At 49.7% G+C, this 18,053-nt stretch carries 17 protein-coding genes; 5 read left to right on the top strand and 12 right to left on the bottom strand.

Features of this window, described 5'->3' with window-relative positions; all coding sequences use genetic code 11:
• Window positions 1–6: 6 nt before the first annotated feature.
• Both V8Q34_RS22345 and V8Q34_RS22340 read right to left on the bottom strand, forming a co-directional pair.
• Window positions 7–756, bottom strand: coding sequence for a NifB/NifX family molybdenum-iron cluster-binding protein (locus tag V8Q34_RS22345; protein ID WP_033139328.1), 750 nt, complete (start codon window positions 754–756; stop codon window positions 7–9).
• Window positions 757–886: 130 nt separating this feature from the next.
• Entirely contained in the window at window positions 887–2,071 is a 1,185-nt protein-coding gene (locus V8Q34_RS22340; RefSeq protein WP_033139335.1) for an iron-containing alcohol dehydrogenase, read from the bottom strand.
• Between the two features lie 257 nt (window positions 2,072–2,328).
• On the opposite strand from V8Q34_RS22340, the gene V8Q34_RS22335 reads away from it, so the two are divergent.
• Window positions 2,329–3,453 carry an aldo/keto reductase gene (locus V8Q34_RS22335; RefSeq protein WP_335836349.1) on the top strand — a complete coding sequence of 375 codons (1,125 nt, stop codon included), beginning with the start codon at window positions 2,329–2,331 and terminating at the stop codon, window positions 3,451–3,453.
• A 98-nt stretch (window positions 3,454–3,551) separates the two neighbouring features.
• Window positions 3,552–4,508, top strand: a complete 957-nt coding sequence (locus V8Q34_RS22330; protein ID WP_033139326.1) for an alpha/beta hydrolase — start codon at window positions 3,552–3,554, stop codon at window positions 4,506–4,508.
• Between the two features lie 66 nt (window positions 4,509–4,574).
• On the opposite strand, the gene V8Q34_RS22325 is transcribed toward V8Q34_RS22330, so the two are convergent.
• The gene (locus tag V8Q34_RS22325; RefSeq protein ID WP_103731944.1) at window positions 4,575–6,950 is read right to left on the bottom strand and encodes a glycoside hydrolase family 31 protein; all 2,376 of its coding nucleotides are present in this window, start codon (window positions 6,948–6,950) and stop codon (window positions 4,575–4,577) included.
• A 348-nt stretch (window positions 6,951–7,298) separates the two neighbouring features.
• On the opposite strand from V8Q34_RS22325, the gene V8Q34_RS22320 reads away from it, so the two are divergent.
• Window positions 7,299–8,888 (top strand): DEAD/DEAH box helicase, encoded by a 1,590-nt coding sequence (locus V8Q34_RS22320; protein WP_033139333.1) that lies wholly within the window; start codon window positions 7,299–7,301, stop codon window positions 8,886–8,888.
• A gap of 158 nt (window positions 8,889–9,046) precedes the next feature.
• Complete coding sequence (locus V8Q34_RS22315) at window positions 9,047–9,922, top strand: hypothetical protein (protein ID WP_335836348.1); 876 nt, start codon at window positions 9,047–9,049, stop codon at window positions 9,920–9,922.
• A gap of 74 nt (window positions 9,923–9,996) precedes the next feature.
• Here the strand turns inward: V8Q34_RS22315 and V8Q34_RS22310 are convergent, their stop codons facing one another.
• The 4 genes from V8Q34_RS22310 to V8Q34_RS22295 all read right to left on the bottom strand — a co-directional run bounded on the left by V8Q34_RS22310 (window position 9,997) and on the right by V8Q34_RS22295 (window position 13,062).
• On the bottom strand, window positions 9,997–10,599 hold the full coding sequence (locus V8Q34_RS22310) for a peptidylprolyl isomerase (RefSeq protein WP_103731941.1): 603 nt from the start codon (window positions 10,597–10,599) through the stop codon (window positions 9,997–9,999).
• 153 nt (window positions 10,600–10,752) lie between these two features.
• Entirely contained in the window at window positions 10,753–11,208 is a 456-nt protein-coding gene (locus V8Q34_RS22305) for a GyrI-like domain-containing protein (RefSeq protein WP_148393270.1), read from the bottom strand.
• A 122-nt stretch (window positions 11,209–11,330) separates the two neighbouring features.
• Entirely contained in the window at window positions 11,331–12,248 is a 918-nt protein-coding gene (locus tag V8Q34_RS22300; RefSeq protein WP_335836347.1) for a helix-turn-helix transcriptional regulator, read from the bottom strand.
• Window positions 12,249–12,270: 22 nt separating this feature from the next.
• On the bottom strand, window positions 12,271–13,062 hold the full coding sequence (locus tag V8Q34_RS22295; RefSeq protein WP_335836346.1) for a nitroreductase family protein: 792 nt from the start codon (window positions 13,060–13,062) through the stop codon (window positions 12,271–12,273).
• Window positions 13,063–13,137: 75 nt separating this feature from the next.
• Here V8Q34_RS22295 and V8Q34_RS22290 point away from each other — a divergent pair, with 75 nt between their 5' ends.
• Window positions 13,138–13,806 (top strand): MgtC/SapB family protein, encoded by a 669-nt coding sequence (locus V8Q34_RS22290; RefSeq protein ID WP_033139320.1) that lies wholly within the window; start codon window positions 13,138–13,140, stop codon window positions 13,804–13,806.
• Between the two features lie 42 nt (window positions 13,807–13,848).
• Here V8Q34_RS22290 and V8Q34_RS22285 read toward each other — a convergent pair whose 3' ends face one another.
• From V8Q34_RS22285 to V8Q34_RS22265, 5 genes are read right to left on the bottom strand one after another with little or no spacing between them, the layout of a single operon-like run.
• Window positions 13,849–14,661, bottom strand: a complete 813-nt coding sequence (locus tag V8Q34_RS22285) for a DNA-3-methyladenine glycosylase family protein (RefSeq protein ID WP_335836345.1) — start codon at window positions 14,659–14,661, stop codon at window positions 13,849–13,851.
• A complete protein-coding gene (locus V8Q34_RS22280; RefSeq protein WP_335836344.1) occupies window positions 14,658–15,530 on the bottom strand; it encodes a phosphatidylserine decarboxylase in 873 nt (290 codons plus the stop codon). The genes V8Q34_RS22285 and V8Q34_RS22280 overlap by 4 nt, the downstream gene beginning before the upstream one ends.
• A gap of 19 nt (window positions 15,531–15,549) precedes the next feature.
• Entirely contained in the window at window positions 15,550–16,227 is a 678-nt protein-coding gene (locus V8Q34_RS22275) for a CDP-alcohol phosphatidyltransferase family protein (protein ID WP_033139332.1), read from the bottom strand.
• A 60-nt stretch (window positions 16,228–16,287) separates the two neighbouring features.
• Window positions 16,288–17,325, bottom strand: coding sequence for a lysylphosphatidylglycerol synthase transmembrane domain-containing protein (locus V8Q34_RS22270; RefSeq protein ID WP_033139317.1), 1,038 nt, complete (start codon window positions 17,323–17,325; stop codon window positions 16,288–16,290).
• Window positions 17,322–18,035, bottom strand: coding sequence for a phosphatase PAP2 family protein (locus tag V8Q34_RS22265; RefSeq protein ID WP_033139316.1), 714 nt, complete (start codon window positions 18,033–18,035; stop codon window positions 17,322–17,324). The genes V8Q34_RS22270 and V8Q34_RS22265 overlap by 4 nt, the downstream gene beginning before the upstream one ends.
• Between the last annotated feature and the right edge of the window lie 18 nt (window positions 18,036–18,053).

The following is an 18,053-nucleotide window of genomic DNA, read 5'->3' as shown; positions in this document are numbered from 1 at the left end:
ATAAAATTAATTTCCGCAGTGATGGCCGCACTCATGGGAATGCTCACCGCAGCTGCCGCTTCCGTGCTCATGCTCATGATGTGCACAGACTGTATCCGGATCATAATTCAGGCTTCCTGCCAGAAATGCCTCCACCTGGGCATCCGCATCTCCGCATGCTCCGGGATAAAGCTGGATCCCTGCCTCTGCCAGCGCATTCCTTGCGCCACCGCCGATACCTCCGCAGATCAGCACCTGAGCACCGCACTGATTCAGAAATCCGGCCAGGGCACCATGTCCGCTGCCATTGGTATCTATCACTTCAGAGGATACGATCTTACCGTCCTCCACCTCATATACCTTGAACTGTTCTGTGTGTCCAAAATGCTGAAATACCTCTCCATTGTCATATGTCACTGCAATCTTCATGTTTGAATCTCCTCTCCTGAATGATTGAACGCACGCATTCTGCCGGTGTTCTCTCTGCCCGCAGATTCTGTAGCTCCCGCCGCTGATTTCCAGAGATGACGCCTCCACCAGAAAACGCGCCAGCTTCTTCCTGGCTTCCGTATAGACCGCCTGGACAGTGGCTCTTCCCACTTCCATCTGCACCGCACACTCTTCCTGGGTATATCCCATATAATCAATCAGCCGAATCGTCTCATACTCCTCGACTGTCATCCGTATCCGATGCGTAGGCTGACCACCCTCACCCGGCACAAAAAAACCGCACCCCGGCAGCCTGCATATCCTCTTTTCCTTACTCGGCCTCGGCATCTCTCCACCTCCCGCAGCCTCTCACTTCTCATGCATTCATTATTAACATATGCTTATTATACTCATGTTATTAGCATATGTCAACTATGTATTCAAAAGTTTTTTCTCCCGGCCCGTCCGCATTTTCAACTCACAAATGATTCGCCCCTTTCAATATTTCATACACATCCCTCTGATGCAGCTCCCTAAACTTCGCCACCGTAAACGTATCCTTCCCCGTTGCCCTCTCAGCCATATCCACCAGTTCTTCTTCCGTCAGCACCCCGGCCTCCAGTTCTCCCAAACAAACCGGCATTCCCAGTTCCCTGAAATATTCCACCGTTTTTCTTATCCCTTCTCTCGCAGCAGCCACATCATCTTCCGCCTGCACACCCCACACCTTTCTTCCATACTGCGCAAACCGCCCCGGCTCCTCCATATACACATACAGTGCCCAGGACTCCCAGACAGCAGACAGGCTGGCTCCGTGTGCCACATCGTATTTTGCGCTGAGCTCATGTCCGATCTTATGGGGTGCAAAATCTTTTTCCGCTCCAAGCCCCGTAATTCCATTATGGGAAAGACTGCTGCACCACATCAGCTCACTCATGGCCTCGTAATCCGTCTGGTCCTTCCACGCCTTTCTCCCGTTTTCAATGACAGTCCGCAACAGCGCCTCCGCAATCTCGTCTGTCATCTGATTTCCCTTTGTATGGGTAAAATACCGGTCCAGGGTATGCATCATAATATCCACGATTCCGCATGTCACCTGATATTTTGGCAGCGTGTAGGTAAGCTCCGGATTCATAATGGCAAATTTCACCCGGTTAAAATCCGTACTCAGTCCCTGCTTCCTTCCAATGGCCTCATTTGTCAGCACCGCGGAATCACTCATCTCACTTCCCGCTGCCGCAATGGTCAGAACCACTCCCACAGGAAGGCTCTTTGTCAGAGGCACTTTCTGTGTCCAGATATCCCAGAGCGCAGTTCCCGGATTCGCCGTCCCGTGTGCGATCCCTTTTGCCGTGTCAATGGAGCTTCCCCCGCCCACAGCCAGAATAAAGTCTGCTCCAAAGGAAACCGCAGCCTCCACACCTGCCTGTGCAAAGGACAGCCGCGGGTTTGGTTTCACCCCGCCCCACTCTTTGAAGGCGATCCCCGCCCTCTCAAGTTCCGCTTCGATCCTGTCAAGCAGCCCGCTTCTTTTCACACTGCCTCCGCCATAGACAAGGAGTACCCTGTTCCCGCCCCATTTTTTTACTTCCTCTGCTGTTTTCTTCTCCGCGTCTTTTCCAAACACTACTTCTGTAGGTGCGTAATAAATAAATTCCTGCATAATTTCTCTCCTTTTCTCCCGTAATTCCTGTTCTTCCATGCGCTTTCCCAGGCGGTACGTGCCTGGGCTGCCCCTCCTTTTTGGGACATTCCTGCGCATTCTGGCCATTAAGTTCAGTATACTTTATTTTTTCACACATTTCCACGAAAAACCCCTAATAATTCAGGAAATCTCTTGTCATTCCCCTGCATAGAATGATAAAATAGATATCAGCTACTAATGAAACCATTTTGACTGAAACGAGGAGGTTTTACACTATGGAATACCGTAAATTTGAAAATCTGGGCGTATCTCCGTCCCTTCTGGGCTTTGGCTGCATGCGCTTTCCGCAGACACCTGACGGAAATATCGACGAGGCGGAAGCTGAGAGAATGCTGGACCGCGCACTTAAGGCCGGAGTCACCTACATAGACACAGCCTATCCATACCACAACGGCGACAGCGAACCCTTTGTAGGAAAAGTCCTGAAAAAATACGACCGCAAAAGCTTCTATCTGGCAACCAAACTGCCCGTATGGAATGTAAAAACCCTGGATGACGCAAAACGTATTTTCCAGGAACAGCTTGACCGTCTGGATGTGGATTATGTGGACTTCTACCTGCTTCACTGCCTGGACAAAGAAAAATGGCAGAATGTCCTGAATCTGGGTATCATCCCTTATATGGAAGAGCTGAAAAAAGAAGGAAAGATCAAGTTTTTCGGCTTCTCCTTCCACGATGATTTTGAAACCTTTAAAACCATAGCCACTTACCGCAAATGGGACTTCTGTCAGATCCAGTACAACTACGTGGACACAGACATACAGGCCGGTGACAAAGGCTACGAGCTGACACAGGAGCTGGGTATCCCTCTGGTGATCATGGAGCCTATCAAGGGCGGCTCTCTCGCCACTCTGCCGGATTCCGTCACAGAACCATTCAAGGATTACAAACCAAATGCCAGCATTTCCTCCTGGGCGCTTCGCTGGGTGGCAAGCAAACCCAATGTAAAAGTAGTTTTAAGCGGTATGACCACTATGGAACAGGTGGAGGACAACCTGAGCACATTTGAGAACTTTACGCCGCTTTCCCTGCAGGAAAAGGAAATCGTAGCTGATGTTGCCACTGCCATCAAACAGCGCACCAAAAACGGCTGTACCGGATGTGCATACTGTATGCCATGTCCCTTTGGCGTGAACATCCCCCAGAATTTCCGCATCTGGAATGATTTGTCCATGTATGAAAATAAAGAACAGGCCAAACGTGCCTACTTTAATGACCTGGAAGAAGATGCCCGGGCTGACCACTGCCAGAAATGCGGCAAATGTGAGGAAGTCTGTCCCCAGGCCATGTCCATCCGCGACGATCTGGAACGCGTTAAGGAAGCCATGGAGAATCTTTGATTTTTTATACAGTCAATGCACAGACCTGACCGAATAATCACCTCCTGATTTTCATATACTGTAAACGCCGGAAAGAGAAAAGGAGTATTGATAATACTATGAAGGAAAAATTATCTTCCAAAACTTTAAAACATGCCGCGGTCGCAGGGGCAGGTGTCTGTATAGGGGCCTCCTATGTGCTCACCAGTTTTCTGAGGCGTTTTGCCCTCTCCCGCACATTTCCCATGTACCGGACGGAGCGGAAAAATACAGACAAGCCTGATCCGCTGGGCGATTTCCTGCGTCCAGGCAAGGAATGGATCCGGAAAGAAGCTTCCTCAGTCACTCTGATCAACCGGGACGGCATGAAGCTGAACGGGCTGTTTCTCCCCTCCATCCAGGCGGGAAGCACACGCTATGTGATTCTATGCCACGGCTACCGCAACAACTGCTGTGAGCTGGGCATGTATGCCAGACACTTCTGGCACAGAGGATATTCCGTGCTTCTTCCCGATGCCAGAGGACACGGGGACAGCGAAGGCAAATACATCGGTATGGGATGGCAGGAGAGAAAAGATGTGCTGGAGTGGATTGACTTTCTCCGCCAAAAGGACCCCAAGGCCCAGATAGTCCTGATGGGCATTTCCATGGGCGCAGCAACAGTAATGATGACTTCCGGCGAAAATCTTCCGTCCAATGTAAAGGCTGTGATCGAGGACTGCGGATACACCAGTGTCTGGGAAGAATTCAGCGTGCAGATCCACAATTATTTCCACCTGCCGCCCTTCCCCTTTTTGTACCTGTCCTCCCTGGCCTCCAGAATTCGTTACGGTTTTTCCTTCAAGGAAGCCAGTGCCATACGGCAGGTGGCAAAATGCAACCGCCCCATCCTCTTCATTCACGGCTCAAAGGACACCTTTGTTCCCTTCTACATGCTGAACAAGCTGTACCACGCGGCCAAATGCGAAAAGGAAAAGCTGGTTGTGGACGGTGCCGGACATGCGCTGTCCTGTGCCACTGACCCCAAACTGTATTTCCGTACCGTGGACAGATTTCTGGACAAATATATCATATAAAGAAGAGCTGCCGTACAGGATAAATTCCTGCACAGCAGCTCTTCTGTCTTTTTGAAAAATTTCTTCTCAGCAGGCGGTCAGCACTTCTGTAACCGCACACAGCAGCGGTTCCTCCAGCTCCATGGCAAAAAGGGCCGGAACTGCTCTCTCACCCAGCTCCTCCACGGTTTTCAGCACAGCCTCTTTTACATCATAGGCAATCTGCGCACGCTCCAGGATCTCATATACACTTCCTGTCATATCCTTTTCAGCCATCATGAGCCCTTTTATAAACCGGACTTTAATCTCACTTGTCACCGGTACTTCCTCTGCCCTGACCGTAAGGGTTCGTGTATCGGCATCATAGGACTGCACTGCTTCCATGGCCTGTCCGTCTGCCAGCACCTCTGCAGCAGCATTTTCCACGCCTTTAAAGCGCAGTGTCCATGTCCTTCTCTCAGGCAGCACGGAAATATTTCCTTTCGCGGCAGAGATCAGGAAACTCTCCCCGTTTTTCTGTGTCAGCTCTGTGCAGACCCAGTTTTCATCTGCATCCTCCGGTGAATCCCCCTCATCCTCCCAGAGGGAAAAGCTGCCGTCAGCTCCCGGGAAGATACAGATCTCCAGATTCTGCGGATTACTCAGATCATTCATCTGCTCCGGAAGCTCCTGCATGGGCACAATGCCTCCGGCACGGACAAATACCGGCATCTCCTCCACACATCTATAGACAGAGAGCAGACGTCCGCCTTCATATCGGCGCCCGTTAAAGAAATCAAACCAGGTGCCTTTTGGAAGCCATGCCTTCGCGCATCCCATACAGGTGCAGGTATCTGCCGGATCTGTGATAGGTGCTGCGATCAGCTCTGTTCCGAAATAATATTCATTCGGCACATGGTAAGTCTCCTCCCTCTCCGGCTCCAGCCAGTACATAGGCCGCACCAAAGGCTGGCCGTCCCTGCTGGCGTAACGGTTCATGGTGTACAGATACGGCACTAATTTATGGCGCAGGCGAAGAAATTCTTCCATGACGCTCTGCGTGATCTTGTTATATTTCCATGGTTCCTTGCCATTGAAAGGATTATCCGTGCTGTGCAGGCGGTTCAGCGGTGAAAATACACCTAACTGCACCCATCGGGCAGTCATCTCATCATCGCGAACCCCGTGCATATGGCCTCCGATGTCGTGGCTCCACCACCCATATCCTGCATTGCTGGCAGTTGCGGTAAAGTAGGGCTGGAATCTCAGGCTCTCCCAGGAAATAACCGTATCACCGGAAAATCCGATGGGGTATCTGTGGCTTCCGATTCCGGCATATCTGGAAAAGGTGAGACGCCGTTTTCCTCTCCTGGCACTGTCCAGATAATGAAAATGGTTCAGCATCCAAAGCGGATCCAGTCCCGGAATCTTTGTGACGGTTCCCTGCTGCCAGTCCAGCCACCAGAAATCAACGCCCTCGTCCTCCAGAGGATGATGCAGCTCCTCAAAGTACACCTCCAGAAAATGCCTGTCCGTCACATCAAACGGCACCGGCTCCCCGCTTTTTGGATCTATTCCCATACGTTTCGCCACCCGCTCGTAGGCCTCCTCATAGGCACGTACCCCGTCCGCAGGATGTACATTCAGTGTGATCTTCATATTTCTGCTGTGAAGCCAGTCCATAAACTCTTTTGGGTCCGGGAAAAACTCACGGTTCCAGGTATATCCGGTCCAGCCGCTTCCGTATTTCGGATCAATATCCACCAGATGCCAGTCCATATCCACAACGGCCACTGAGAAGGGAATCCGCTCCCGCTCAAAACGCTCCATCAGCTCCTTGTATTCCTGCTCTGTGTATCTGTGATAGCGGCTCCACCAGTTTCCGAACACCCATCGGGGCAGCAGTGGTGTTCTGCCGCAGAGATAGTAGAGGTCCTTTACTGCCTCCTGATACCTGTGGCCATAGCCGAAGAAATAGAGATCAATACTTCCCTCCGGACGCAAGTCCACCCATCCATCCTCTGTAACTGCCATACTGCGGCTGTCATCCACAATGGAAAATCCGTTTCTCGACACCACACCGCTTTCCAGAGGAATAGCCCCGTCCGCCTCGTCCAGAGTGCGTGCTGTTCCTCCCAGATCTTTTACAGGGTCCTTATAATGCCAGTTCGTCTCATTGGATTTTCCGCCTGTCACTTTGATAAAAAGACCGTTTGGGGCAAATTCCTGTTTGTTGTAGGTAAGCTCCAGGGCACTGGTAAAGATTTTCAGTTCCCCCTCTGTCTCTGACACCTTGAATACAGGCACCGGAAAATCCCGGTTGAGAACTGTCTGGGTTGCCCTGTCCTCAAAACTTCCGTCTCTGCTGTATTCCAGACGCAGAAGAGATTCCGTCAGAACTGTGATTCTGTAGTTTTCCCCCTGAATAATGCTTTCTTTTCTGGCCATCGGTCTTGCTTCCAGCTTTTCATTGATTCCGCTCATGTCTGATCCTCTCCTGTAAAATTTTTTTTCTTCCGGAGTTCTCTCTCCGTTTTCCTTTATTGTAATTGTTTTGTATAATACCCGCAAAGGTTTTTTAAGAAAACCTGCTGTTTTTATGCAATATCGTCATTTTTGCCTCTTTCTCCTGTCGATATCTTCTAATTGACATTGGTTTCTGATTCTGGTATGATGTAAGCTGCTGATTGTGTATAAGAGGGTGCCGCGATAAGCATTTACTGCGCTTATGCGACACCCCTTTTTCATGCAGCAGCACATTTCAGCGTGACGAACCTTTATATAATGAAGGATTCGGGGCAGTCCCCCGATAGAAAGGATTATTTATTTTATATGGAAACAACGAAATTTGAAGAATTGGATTTATTCCCGGAAATTGAAAAAGCAGTGAGATACATGGGTTTTGAGGAGGCCTCCCCCATTCAGGCCAAAGCGATTCCTGCAATGATAAGCGGCCGTGATATTATCGGCCAGGCACAGACCGGAACAGGAAAAACCGCAGCCTTTGGTATCCCTCTTTTGCAGAAGATAGATATTAAAAACAAGAAACTCCAGGCCATTGTACTCTGTCCCACAAGAGAGCTTGCCATTCAGGTGGCGGATGAGATCCGTAATCTGGCAAAATACCTGCACGGCATCAAAGTGCTCCCCATCTACGGCGGCCAGGACATCGTAAAACAGATCCGTTCCCTGAAAAGCGGAACACAGCTTATCATCGGTACCCCGGGCCGTGTCATGGACCACATGCGCAGAAAAACCCTGAAAATGGAAGATGTGCACACCGTTGTCCTGGACGAGGCAGACGAGATGCTCAACATGGGATTCCGCGAAGACATCGAGACCATTTTAAGCGGAGTTCCGGAAGAACGCCAGACGGTACTCTTCTCCGCCACCATGCCCAAACCCATCCTGGAGATCACCAAGAAGTTCCAGAAGGACGCTGAGGTCATTAAGGTGACGAAAAAAGAACTGACCGTTCCCAATATTGAACAGTTCTACTATGATGTAAAGCCAAAGAACAAGGAAGAAGTGCTCTCCCGTCTTCTGGACCTCTATTCCCCAAGACTCTCCGTAGTGTTCTGCAATACAAAGAAGCAGGTGGACCTCCTGGTCAATGCCCTGATCGGCAGGGGCTACTTCGCTGCCGGCCTGCACGGAGATATGAAACAGGCCCAGCGTGACCGCGTGATGCAGAGCTTCCGAAAAGGAAGAACCGACATTCTGGTTGCCACAGATGTAGCTGCCCGCGGCATTGATGTGGATGACATTGAAGCTGTATTTAATTATGATCTCCCCCAGGACGATGAATACTATGTTCACCGTATCGGACGTACCGGACGTGCAGGAAGAGAAGGCCGTGCCTTTACCTTCGCCAGCGGAAGGGAGCTCTACAAATTAAAAGAGATCCAGCGCTACTGCAAGACAAAAATCTATGCGCAGAAGGTACCTTCCTTAAACGATGTTGCCAACACCAAAATGGAAAACATTCTGGAAAATGTGGACTCTGTCATTGAAAGGGAAAATCTTTCTCTCATGATCGATGCCATTGATGAGAAAGTCAACAACTCTGACTATACAACTCTGGACCTGGCTGCTGCCCTGCTGAAAATGTACATGGGCATGGTGCAGGAGGAGCCGGACGAGGAAGTTGTGGATTTCGGTGACACCGGAGCTGAGGAGCCCGGCATGGTCCGCCTCTTCATCAATATCGGTAAAAAACAGCGTGTCCGTCCCGGAGATATCCTGGGCGCCATTGCAGGGGAAAGCGGAATGCCCGGCAAACTTATCGGAAGCATTGATATGTTTGACAAATACACCTTTGTGGAGGTTCCCAGAGAGTATGCCAAAGATGTGCTGAATGCCATGAAGACCGCCAAGATCAAAGGAAATACCATAGCCATTGAACCTGCAAATCAAAGATAAGAAAAACATCTGCCGTGATTTGCATAACACCCGAAAGGGTGTACAATCATCCGATCGTATGTTAAAATGTCTGTATCCTGATAAAATAAGGGGATACAGACATTATTTTTATGCCGAAATACAGCATTTACATGCTGCCGGCAAAAGGGGGTATACTAATGAAGAAAAAAATTGCAGCACGGATGCTCTCGGCCATCCTGGTTTCCGCCATGCTTTTTTCAGTAAGCGGCTGCGGCAGCCGTCAGGCAGAAGAAGCATCCAAGAAGACGGAGGCGGCCGCAGAGACGAAAAAGGATTCTCCTTCTGACAAAGATACGAAGGAAGAGAATACGGAAGCTCCGAAAAGCACCGTAAAAATACTGGACGGAAAGGGCATTACACTGAATAACGGGGAGAACAATGCCGGTTCGCCGCAGTCAGCCGGGGAACCTTCCCAGGAGACAGAAGCCCCTGCAGAGTCCTCGGAGACAGAAGTTCCGGGCAGCACCCAGACCGGCCCTCAGGAGATTCCGGACCCTTTGGCAGGCACGGAAGAACGCCGTGATCTGACTGCAGAGGAACTGGACGCTTTCTCCGCCTTTGTCAGTGACATGGAGAATTACGGTTTTCTGTGCTCTACCTACAGCGTTCCTCAGGAGGTTGACCTGGATCAGGTTTTATACACCGGCGCAGGTATGAGTTCTGAACCGCTTACCTTTGAGGAAAGCGCCGCACTGCAGGCAGCGGAGGGGGAACCGGTCTTTACAGATGTGACACATCTGACCTCACAGCAGATCGAGGACTTTCTTCAGCGCAAGATGGGAATCAGCCTGAGCGAAGTCAGCCGCTTTAGCTGGACTTATCTGGAACAGTTTGACAGTTATTATGTCCAGCACGGAGACACCAACCGTGTGACCTTTCTCTGCACCAGCGGATGGACAGAGGACGGCATGTACTATCTTGACTGCCAGACTGAGAGCGGCGACATTCACACTGCGCTGACGCTGGAGAGAAGCGGTGACACGTATCTGTTCCGTTCCAATATCATGCAGTAAAAAACTGCCGTACCGGCTGCCGGGAAATATTCTTCCCGTCCGCCGATGCGGCAGTTTTTACTTTTCAATACAATCTAGTCCACCACTTCTACGCTCTCTATGACCGGCTGGTCCTCCGGCGCCACACTTCCGTTACTGTCCGTTGTTTTCACCTCATCACAGATTTTGTCCACAACATCCATGCCTTCTGTCACATGACCGAAAGCGGCATATTCCTTGTCCAGATGTGAGGATGTCTCCTGTACAATAAAAAACTGGGAACTGGCGCTGTCCATATCGCTGGAACGTGCCATGGAGATGGTTCCTCTCGTATGCTTCAGAGGATTGTTGACTCCGTTTTTGGAAAACTCACCTTTGATGGTCTGATCCGCACCGCCGGTGCCGTCTCCCTTCGGGTCACCGCCCTGGATCATGAATCCCTTGATGATCCTGTGAAAAGTCAGGCCATCGTAGAAACCCTCCCCGGCCAGATCCATAAAATTTTCCACGGTCACAGGCGCCGCCGAGCTGTCCAGCTCCACAGAGATGGTGCCGTAATCCTTTATATGGATCTTCACATGATGCAGGTCTTCAGGTGATGCCTGGCTGACCGGCTCCTCCTGCTGTCCGCCGCATCCTGTCAGCAGAACAGACAGTGCCAGAGTCACTGCCGCAAGTAAACAGTTCCATTTTTTCATATCTCATGCCCTTCCTGTTTTGACCGGAATATCACGTTCTCCGGCCATATTGTCTTATATTATGGTCTATATTTTGGCCGCAAAATGCATCTGCGGACAACAACGCCAGTATACCATATTTTTCGTCCTCGGAAAAGACTGAGCTTCTTATTTTTATTTCAGACCTATATAAATATAAATGACTGCGTTCTCCACATCCTGATTCCGGTATTCTTCAAAATCTGCGCCGAATGCCCTGTCCAGATCCATCTTCCACAGCTCCTGCCAGAATGCCGCCACTGCACGCTGCATATGGCCTTTTACTGTAAATCTGGCATATCTGCCCGCAGGAATCCGCAGGCTCACCATACCTTCCGGTGCCTCCCCTTCTGCATCTGTCTCGCACCCCACGGTAAAATCATAATCGTCCAGAATCCCTCCGGCATATCCGGAATAAATCCCCAGCGGCATTCCGCTGCACTTATCCGGTATCGTATCGTGGATTCCCTGCACAAAAAATCTATCCCAGAGTCCGCCGATCACGGCTCCCACATCAGGTGCCTGGTTATTCGTACGTGCTCTCAGGCCAAAAACCTTTTTCTCTTCTAATTCCACAATTTCATATTCCATTTATAACAGCCTCATCTCTTCTGATTTTCCCGGCCCGGACAGAACCCGCAGGAACCGCCGGATACGGGATAAGGCTACTATAACAGATGAACCATGACAACTGTCTGTCATCATTGCCGGGATTATTCCGTTTCTTTTTGATAACATCTCTGCATTCTGCCGAACATGTCCGCCAGTTCCTTCCGCAGCTCTTCCGGTTCCAGAAGCTCCATCTGTTCCCCAAAACTTAAAAGCCATCCATAAAGACTGTTCCTGTCCACAAAATCTGATTCAAACAGCAGGAATCCATCCTCCTGTTCTGTAAAACACTCCACCCCGTACTCTTCAATGAGACGCCATTTCATACCGGATGCACACCGTACCTTCACATGGATGGAAGCGGGATAGATACGCCTGGGGGACCAGTCACAGTCAGGGAGCTGCCTTTTTTCAAACTTCCCGCCTGTATCCCGAAGACTGTCCATACGGTTTAATTTGAACATCCGGTAATCGTTTCTCTGCCTGCAGTATCCCCACACATACCAGGAAGACCACTGAAAAATCAGAAGATACGGCTCAATCTCCCGCTCCCCCTCTCCCCTTGGGGAATAATACCGGAAGCTTATGAGGCGGCAGGCTTCAATGGCATTTTGTATCCGTTCTATCTTTGGCGCAAGGGCGGATTTATACCAGGAGGACAGATCAATTCTGATATGGTCATTGCTGGTGAGCACGTCCCGGCTTCCCATGGACAGCTTCTCCATTAGAAGCTGATACCGATTGGTTCCCGCCACACTGTCCAGGCTCCTGAGCCCTGCCAGTATGGACTGCATGTCCCGGGAGGTCAGAAGCGTCTTATCCAGCCGGTATCCCTCCATAATGGAAATACCGCCGTTCTGCCCCTGGATCGTGACCAGCGGAATCCCCGCCTTGCAGATATCCTCCACATCCCGGTTAATGGTCCGTCTGGAAACCTCAAATTTTTCTGCCAAATAAGGGGCTGTCACCTTATCCTGCTGCAGCAATATAGAGAGTATGCCGATCAGCCTGTCTATTTTCATCTCTTTACCTCATATTTACTTACTATTTCCACAGAATATCCGCTTTTTTCCTGGGCGCGGTGCGTCTGTATTTCACATCCGGATATCCCAGCAGCATACAGCAGGAAACCATCTTTTCCCCGATTCCCAGCCACTCCCGCAGAACAGGGCTTTCCTTAATAACACGCATCATATAGCCGCTGTAGAGCACTCCCAGGCCCTGTGTAACAGCCATATTCTCGATATTGGCAGCTGCAAGGCCTCCATCCAGAGGATTTTCCGAAGCAATGACCAGAAATACAGGTGTATTGAAAAAGAATGTATCCTTCTCCCTGTCCCGCTCCCATAATTTATAGAATAAGGAAAATGCCCGGGCATAATCCGGCCCTGTCTCTTTTAAGGACCGGATGATCCCCGGCATTTCCTGCCAGACAAGGCTTTTAAACTCTGCCAGCCGCTCTCGGACCACCACGAAAGTACAGTCCTGCATATTTTTGGCTGTGGCTGTATAGCGGCCCGCCTCCAGGATCTTTCCTATGGTTTCTCTGTCCGGAATCTCCTTCTTAAAACTGCGGATGCTTCTGCGGTACTTTACAGCTCTTAAAAAATGTTCACCGGAAACGGAAAACTCACCCTCCCGATACTCCTCCACTTCTTCCATATCAAATTCCGGGATGGACACCGCATTGACCGGACAGACCGCAACGCAGTGGCCGCACTGGATGCACGGACGAATGGCCGCAGCTTTTCCCTCATCCAGATGAATGGCACTGCCCGGGCAGTCCTTTACACATGCCCCGCATCCCACACAAGTTTCCTGATTGATCACTATCATGGCAAAATCCTCCTTTGCTGGCTATTGAAATCATATTCTGTTATAATAGATGGAAATAGAAACGGAGGGATTTATATGGAACTTATTCTGCTTTATTTGAAGTATCCGCTCCGCATGCTGGGCGCCATTCTCTGTGGTGCCCTCATCGGATACGAGCGGGAAAATCAAATGAAAATGGCCGGCATCCGCACACATTCCATTGTGTCCCTTGCCTCCGCACTCATGATGATCGTATCAAAATACGGATTTTTCGATGTCCTGTCCTCCCACGTAAACCTGGACCCATCCCGTATCGCCGCGGGTGTGGTCACTGCTATCGGTTTTCTGGGCGCAGGGGTCATCTTCACCCACAAGATGAATATTAGCGGCCTGACCACCTCAGCAGGGCTGTGGGCAACGGTCGGCGTGGGCATGGCACTGGGCGCAGGTATGTATGTTCCCGGCATCACTGCCACTGTCCTGATACTGCTTCTGCAGTTTTTCTTCCACCGAAATTTCCGCTGGCTGAAATCCTCCAGCATTGAGCAGGTGACCCTTATCATGGAGCAGGAGGATGATTTGCGCAGCATCCTGGAGAATACCTTTCACCTGGATGAGATCAAGATCACCAGCATGAAGGTAAAACGCCTGAAAGACAATCAGGTGGAAGTGAAGCTTTTCGTAAAGTTCCCGGACAGCTATGATATCTTCCATACCCTGGAGCTTCTCAGGAAAAATCCCAAAATCACTTCCATCGATCTATAGCTGTTATCTGACAGCAGGCTATGTATAAGGCCTGCTGCCTTTCTATGCCGCGGCATTTAAATCGTGATAAAACATGTACTGCTGCAGGATTCCCGCATATCCCTTATACCTTTCATGGGGAAATCCACCCGGATAATGGGCCTCCAGAATCTTCTTCACATGGGTATCCACCGGAAATGCCTCTATATGGTAAAGTCCGAAAAGGCAGATACAGTCTGCCACCTTTTTTCCGATCCCATACTGTTTTACCAGCTCTTTGTGGGCAGTCTCATAATCTGCCAAACGCAGCATTTCCAGGTCCAGACTGCCGTCCAGGACAGCCTGCGCTGCACCTAAAATGTACTTATCCCTGTATCCCAGTCCCAAGGTGGAAAGGACTTCCATACCTGCATGCGCGATTGCTTCCGGTTCCGGAAATGTATCATACCGCAGCCCTTCCTCTGTATACTGTTCTGTTCCTACGGTACTGCACAGCAGTTCAATGCTTTTTCTGATGCGGGAGATATTGTTGTTCTGGGATACTAAAAAGGTCACTATCATTTCCCATAGATCCTGACGCAGGATCCGTATACCCCATCCTTCCCGCACCGCTTCCAGAAGATAGGTATCCTCCGCATCTACCGATCTTTTGATCGCGCCGTAATCTGTATGCAGGTCCAGATAATCCTCCCAGATTTCTCCAAACGCTTCCTCTGTGCAGGAAAAAGAAAACATGTCTCCGTTCTGTTCTATTTCCAGATACTTTCCAAAAGCGGTAAGGGCATACACATTTTCCCTTTTCCGGACCATTCGGAAGCACTGCCCGGACTCTGCGATCTGCCGCAGATCCAAATCTGCTATTTTTCTCTCTGTCATTCCCTGTCCGTTTCCTCCCCCAGTCTCTCTCCCATTTTCACAATGGTCTCATAACCGTTCTCTGTATTTTCCAAAAAACGCCGGTCAAACTTCACCGCATCCTTCTGAAAGAGCAGGATCACAGTGGAACCGCCGAACTCAAAGCGTCCCTTTTCCTCTCCCCTTCTCACGCTGCCCTCCTCATGATAATTGGTGATACGCCCCACCATGAGTGCACCTACTTCCATCATGAGCACCACCTTAAAATGCTCACTCTGCAGCAGAGAGAATTCTCTTGTATTTTCCTTATAGATGGGACAGACCTCATTTGCCGCCGGATTCACCGTATGAAATACACCCGGTATCCTGATATTGACGGATTTGACGCCGTCATCCACATAGCAGTAGCGGTGATAGTCATCTACGGTCAGACGGAAAATGCACGCGTATCCTCCCCGGTATCTCCCGGCAATACGTCCGGAACGCAGCAGGGAATCCACGGTATACTCTGTCCCTTTAATAGAAAAGCGTCTTTTCCCGTCAATGGGATAGACGCTCAGCTTTCCATCACAGGGACTGATCAAAGTGCCTGCATCCCCCTCTATGGGCCGGTGTTCCTTCTTAATCTGTCTTGTAAAAAAATCATTGTAGGAGGCATATTCCCGCCCCTCATACAAGTCAAGGTCGATACCCTGCCGTTTCACAAAGGGGTTGATGAGCACTCTGGAACACCTGCTGTCCAGAAGCCATCCACCTGCTTTGGAAACTCCGGGCAAAACCAGGACCTTTAAAGCCAGACGTCCTGCCCTGTGGGTATACATCCACCGAAGGAGTCTGTCCTGCCCGGAATCCTCTGTTGTGATCTTTCCTTCTCTGTCTATGTATTTCATCCCGTTATCCTCCTGTATCTTACAGCTTTCGCAGCCAGGGAAGCCATGGCCAGCCGTGTCTGAATTCTATGCGGTATCTGGTCCTGAGAATCATAATGCAGAGAGCCACAGCCACCACTGCCACCAGAACTGCCAGCGTGGAGTTCTTTGGCTTTCTAAACCGGAAATTCACCACGAACAGTGTCCCTACCACCAGAAGCGCCAGGTGCAGGCATATGATGAAAACAAAATCCGGCACAAAAAACTGTATCATGAACACCAGCGGAAGCACCACAGCCATGGAGGTGATGGGAAGGCCCTTGTAGTATTTCTCCCCCTCCTCGCTGACCAGTGCGCCTTTCATTTCCATCACGTTAAAGTAAGCGAGCCGTATGACAGAGTTGACACAGTACAGCGCTATGATCACCAGCCCCACAGGCCCCCTCACGCCTAAAAGGTAACATATCATAGCCGGAAATATACCGAAACAGACCACGTCACACAGGGAATCGATCTGGATGCCAAATGATTTCTCATCCTCTGTCCTGTTTTTCATGGAGCGGGCGATTTTTCCGTCAAACATATCACACAGTCCTGACAAAGCCAGGCAGAACACTGCCACCTTAAATCTGCCGTGTATTGCCTGCGACATTCCGAATACGGAAGAAATCAGGCTTATATAAGTCAATATCACTGAATAATTATAAAATCCTATCATCTTTTTCTGTCCCTCTTTTCTTTATCCTTCCCGGTACATAAGGCGCCGGTTCTCAAAACCCTACGCGGCACTGTCCTGGACTTTACGTCCTATTGTAAAATGCGCAACTGCAGTCATACCCGCGCTGAAAAGCAGCTGCACGTAAAAAGCAATCCCTCTGCTTAAAACCATGCCGGGCAGCAGCAGGCTGCCCACAAAAATCGTCTTGAATATGATCAGAAACAGATTCTCACTGATTCCCATTCCTCCCGGCAGAGGCAGCATATCCACAGACACAGACACTACCGCCTGAAGCATGACCACATCATAGACACTTGCCCCGTGCAGACCGAAGGCCCGGTAAACAAACCATGTCACAAAAAACAGGGCAAATCTCTGCAGAAATGTGATCAGCAGCACATTTACGATCACTTTCCCATGTCCTTTCAGGTAATCCGAAGTAACCGTATAGTGATTCATGGACTCTTCCAGTTTCCTGGTCCTCTCCTCTTTTTTCCTGAAAATCCGCACATGTTCCAGAATCGCAAGTCCCTTCATCATAATGAACTTTGCCAGTGAGGGACACAGCACCAGGACAGACATGGCAATGCAGCAGAATACATTTAAAGCCACTCCCAGATAAAAGACCGGAAGAATTCCTTCCAGATATTTATGTACAAACCCTCTCTGGAAAAATGCAACAAAAAGGCCGATAAACACCAGCACCGATTTGTACGTGATGGTAACGATCATAAGCACCAGTGTAGCCACCGGAACGGGAATCTTGTTTTTCCTCATATAATAAATCTGCATAGGCTGCCCGCCGCTTGCGGACGGCGTGATACAGCTGAAGAAGAACCCGATACAGGAATACTGGAAGCAGGTCCTTTTCTTTGTCCTGATACTCAGTGTTCCCAGCATGTAATGGATAATGATGGATTCTCCCCAGATAAAAATGATCACGCCCAGCACCGCCGGAAGAAGATACCAGGGGTTCACCCTGACGATGGCCTTCAGCACAGCATGGAGATCCTCCCCGTGGAAAACACTGTATATGGTCAAAATGAAAACCGCTGCAAGAAACAGTCCGTTTCCTATTTTTTTCTTTTTACTTGTCAAACTTCACTCTCTTTCCCGCAGGCACTTTTTCTCCTGCTAAAAAACATTTCATATAATCTGTCAAATACTTTTTTAGACAGCCTGTAAATATTCGTATGGAATGCAATATAATAAGTAATTTCCGCTATGGCGATCCCGCCGAACACATCCACTATGTAATGCTGTTTTGTCACCTGCGTGGACACACATACCAGCAGGGCAAACAGGCAGGAAAATACCCGGTACGCCTTCGGAACCGATTTTCTTCCCCGAATGCCGATAAAACAAAACCAGCTTACCAGGCAGTGGATGGAGGGGAAGAGATTCACCGGCGCATCCATGTTATATACAGCCTGCAGCAGAGTCACCCAGATGCCCTCCCCTTCAAGCGCAGGCCTGACATTCGTTGTTGGCAGCAATAAAAAAAACACACAGCAGACCAGCCTTGACATCATGTCTGCCGTGGCAAAACGGATACAATGTTCCTCGCCCTGCCTTGCGATCAGTATGTAATTTATAATCCAGAACAGATAGCAACCCAGATAGACGGATACAAATCCGGGAACCAGAGGTACCGCCCTGTCAAAGGGCAGCGTCAGGTCATAATGCTTCCATTCGCCGGCAAGCTTGGCAATCCCAAAATACACAATACAGTTCACTGTCACACAGGAAAGCAGCGGAAATACTGCGTATGAGGGAATCCATGCATTCTTTTTCTGTTTGTTCTGCATAGTCTGTCTCCTTAATAC

This window comes from Blautia sp. JLR.GB0024, from assembly GCF_037000545.1.
In the GTDB taxonomy this organism is placed as follows: domain Bacteria; phylum Bacillota; class Clostridia; order Lachnospirales; family Lachnospiraceae; genus Blautia; species Blautia celeris.
The sequence above is the reverse complement of the archived record's forward strand: the minus strand, read 5'-3'. Positions and strand labels throughout refer to the sequence as shown.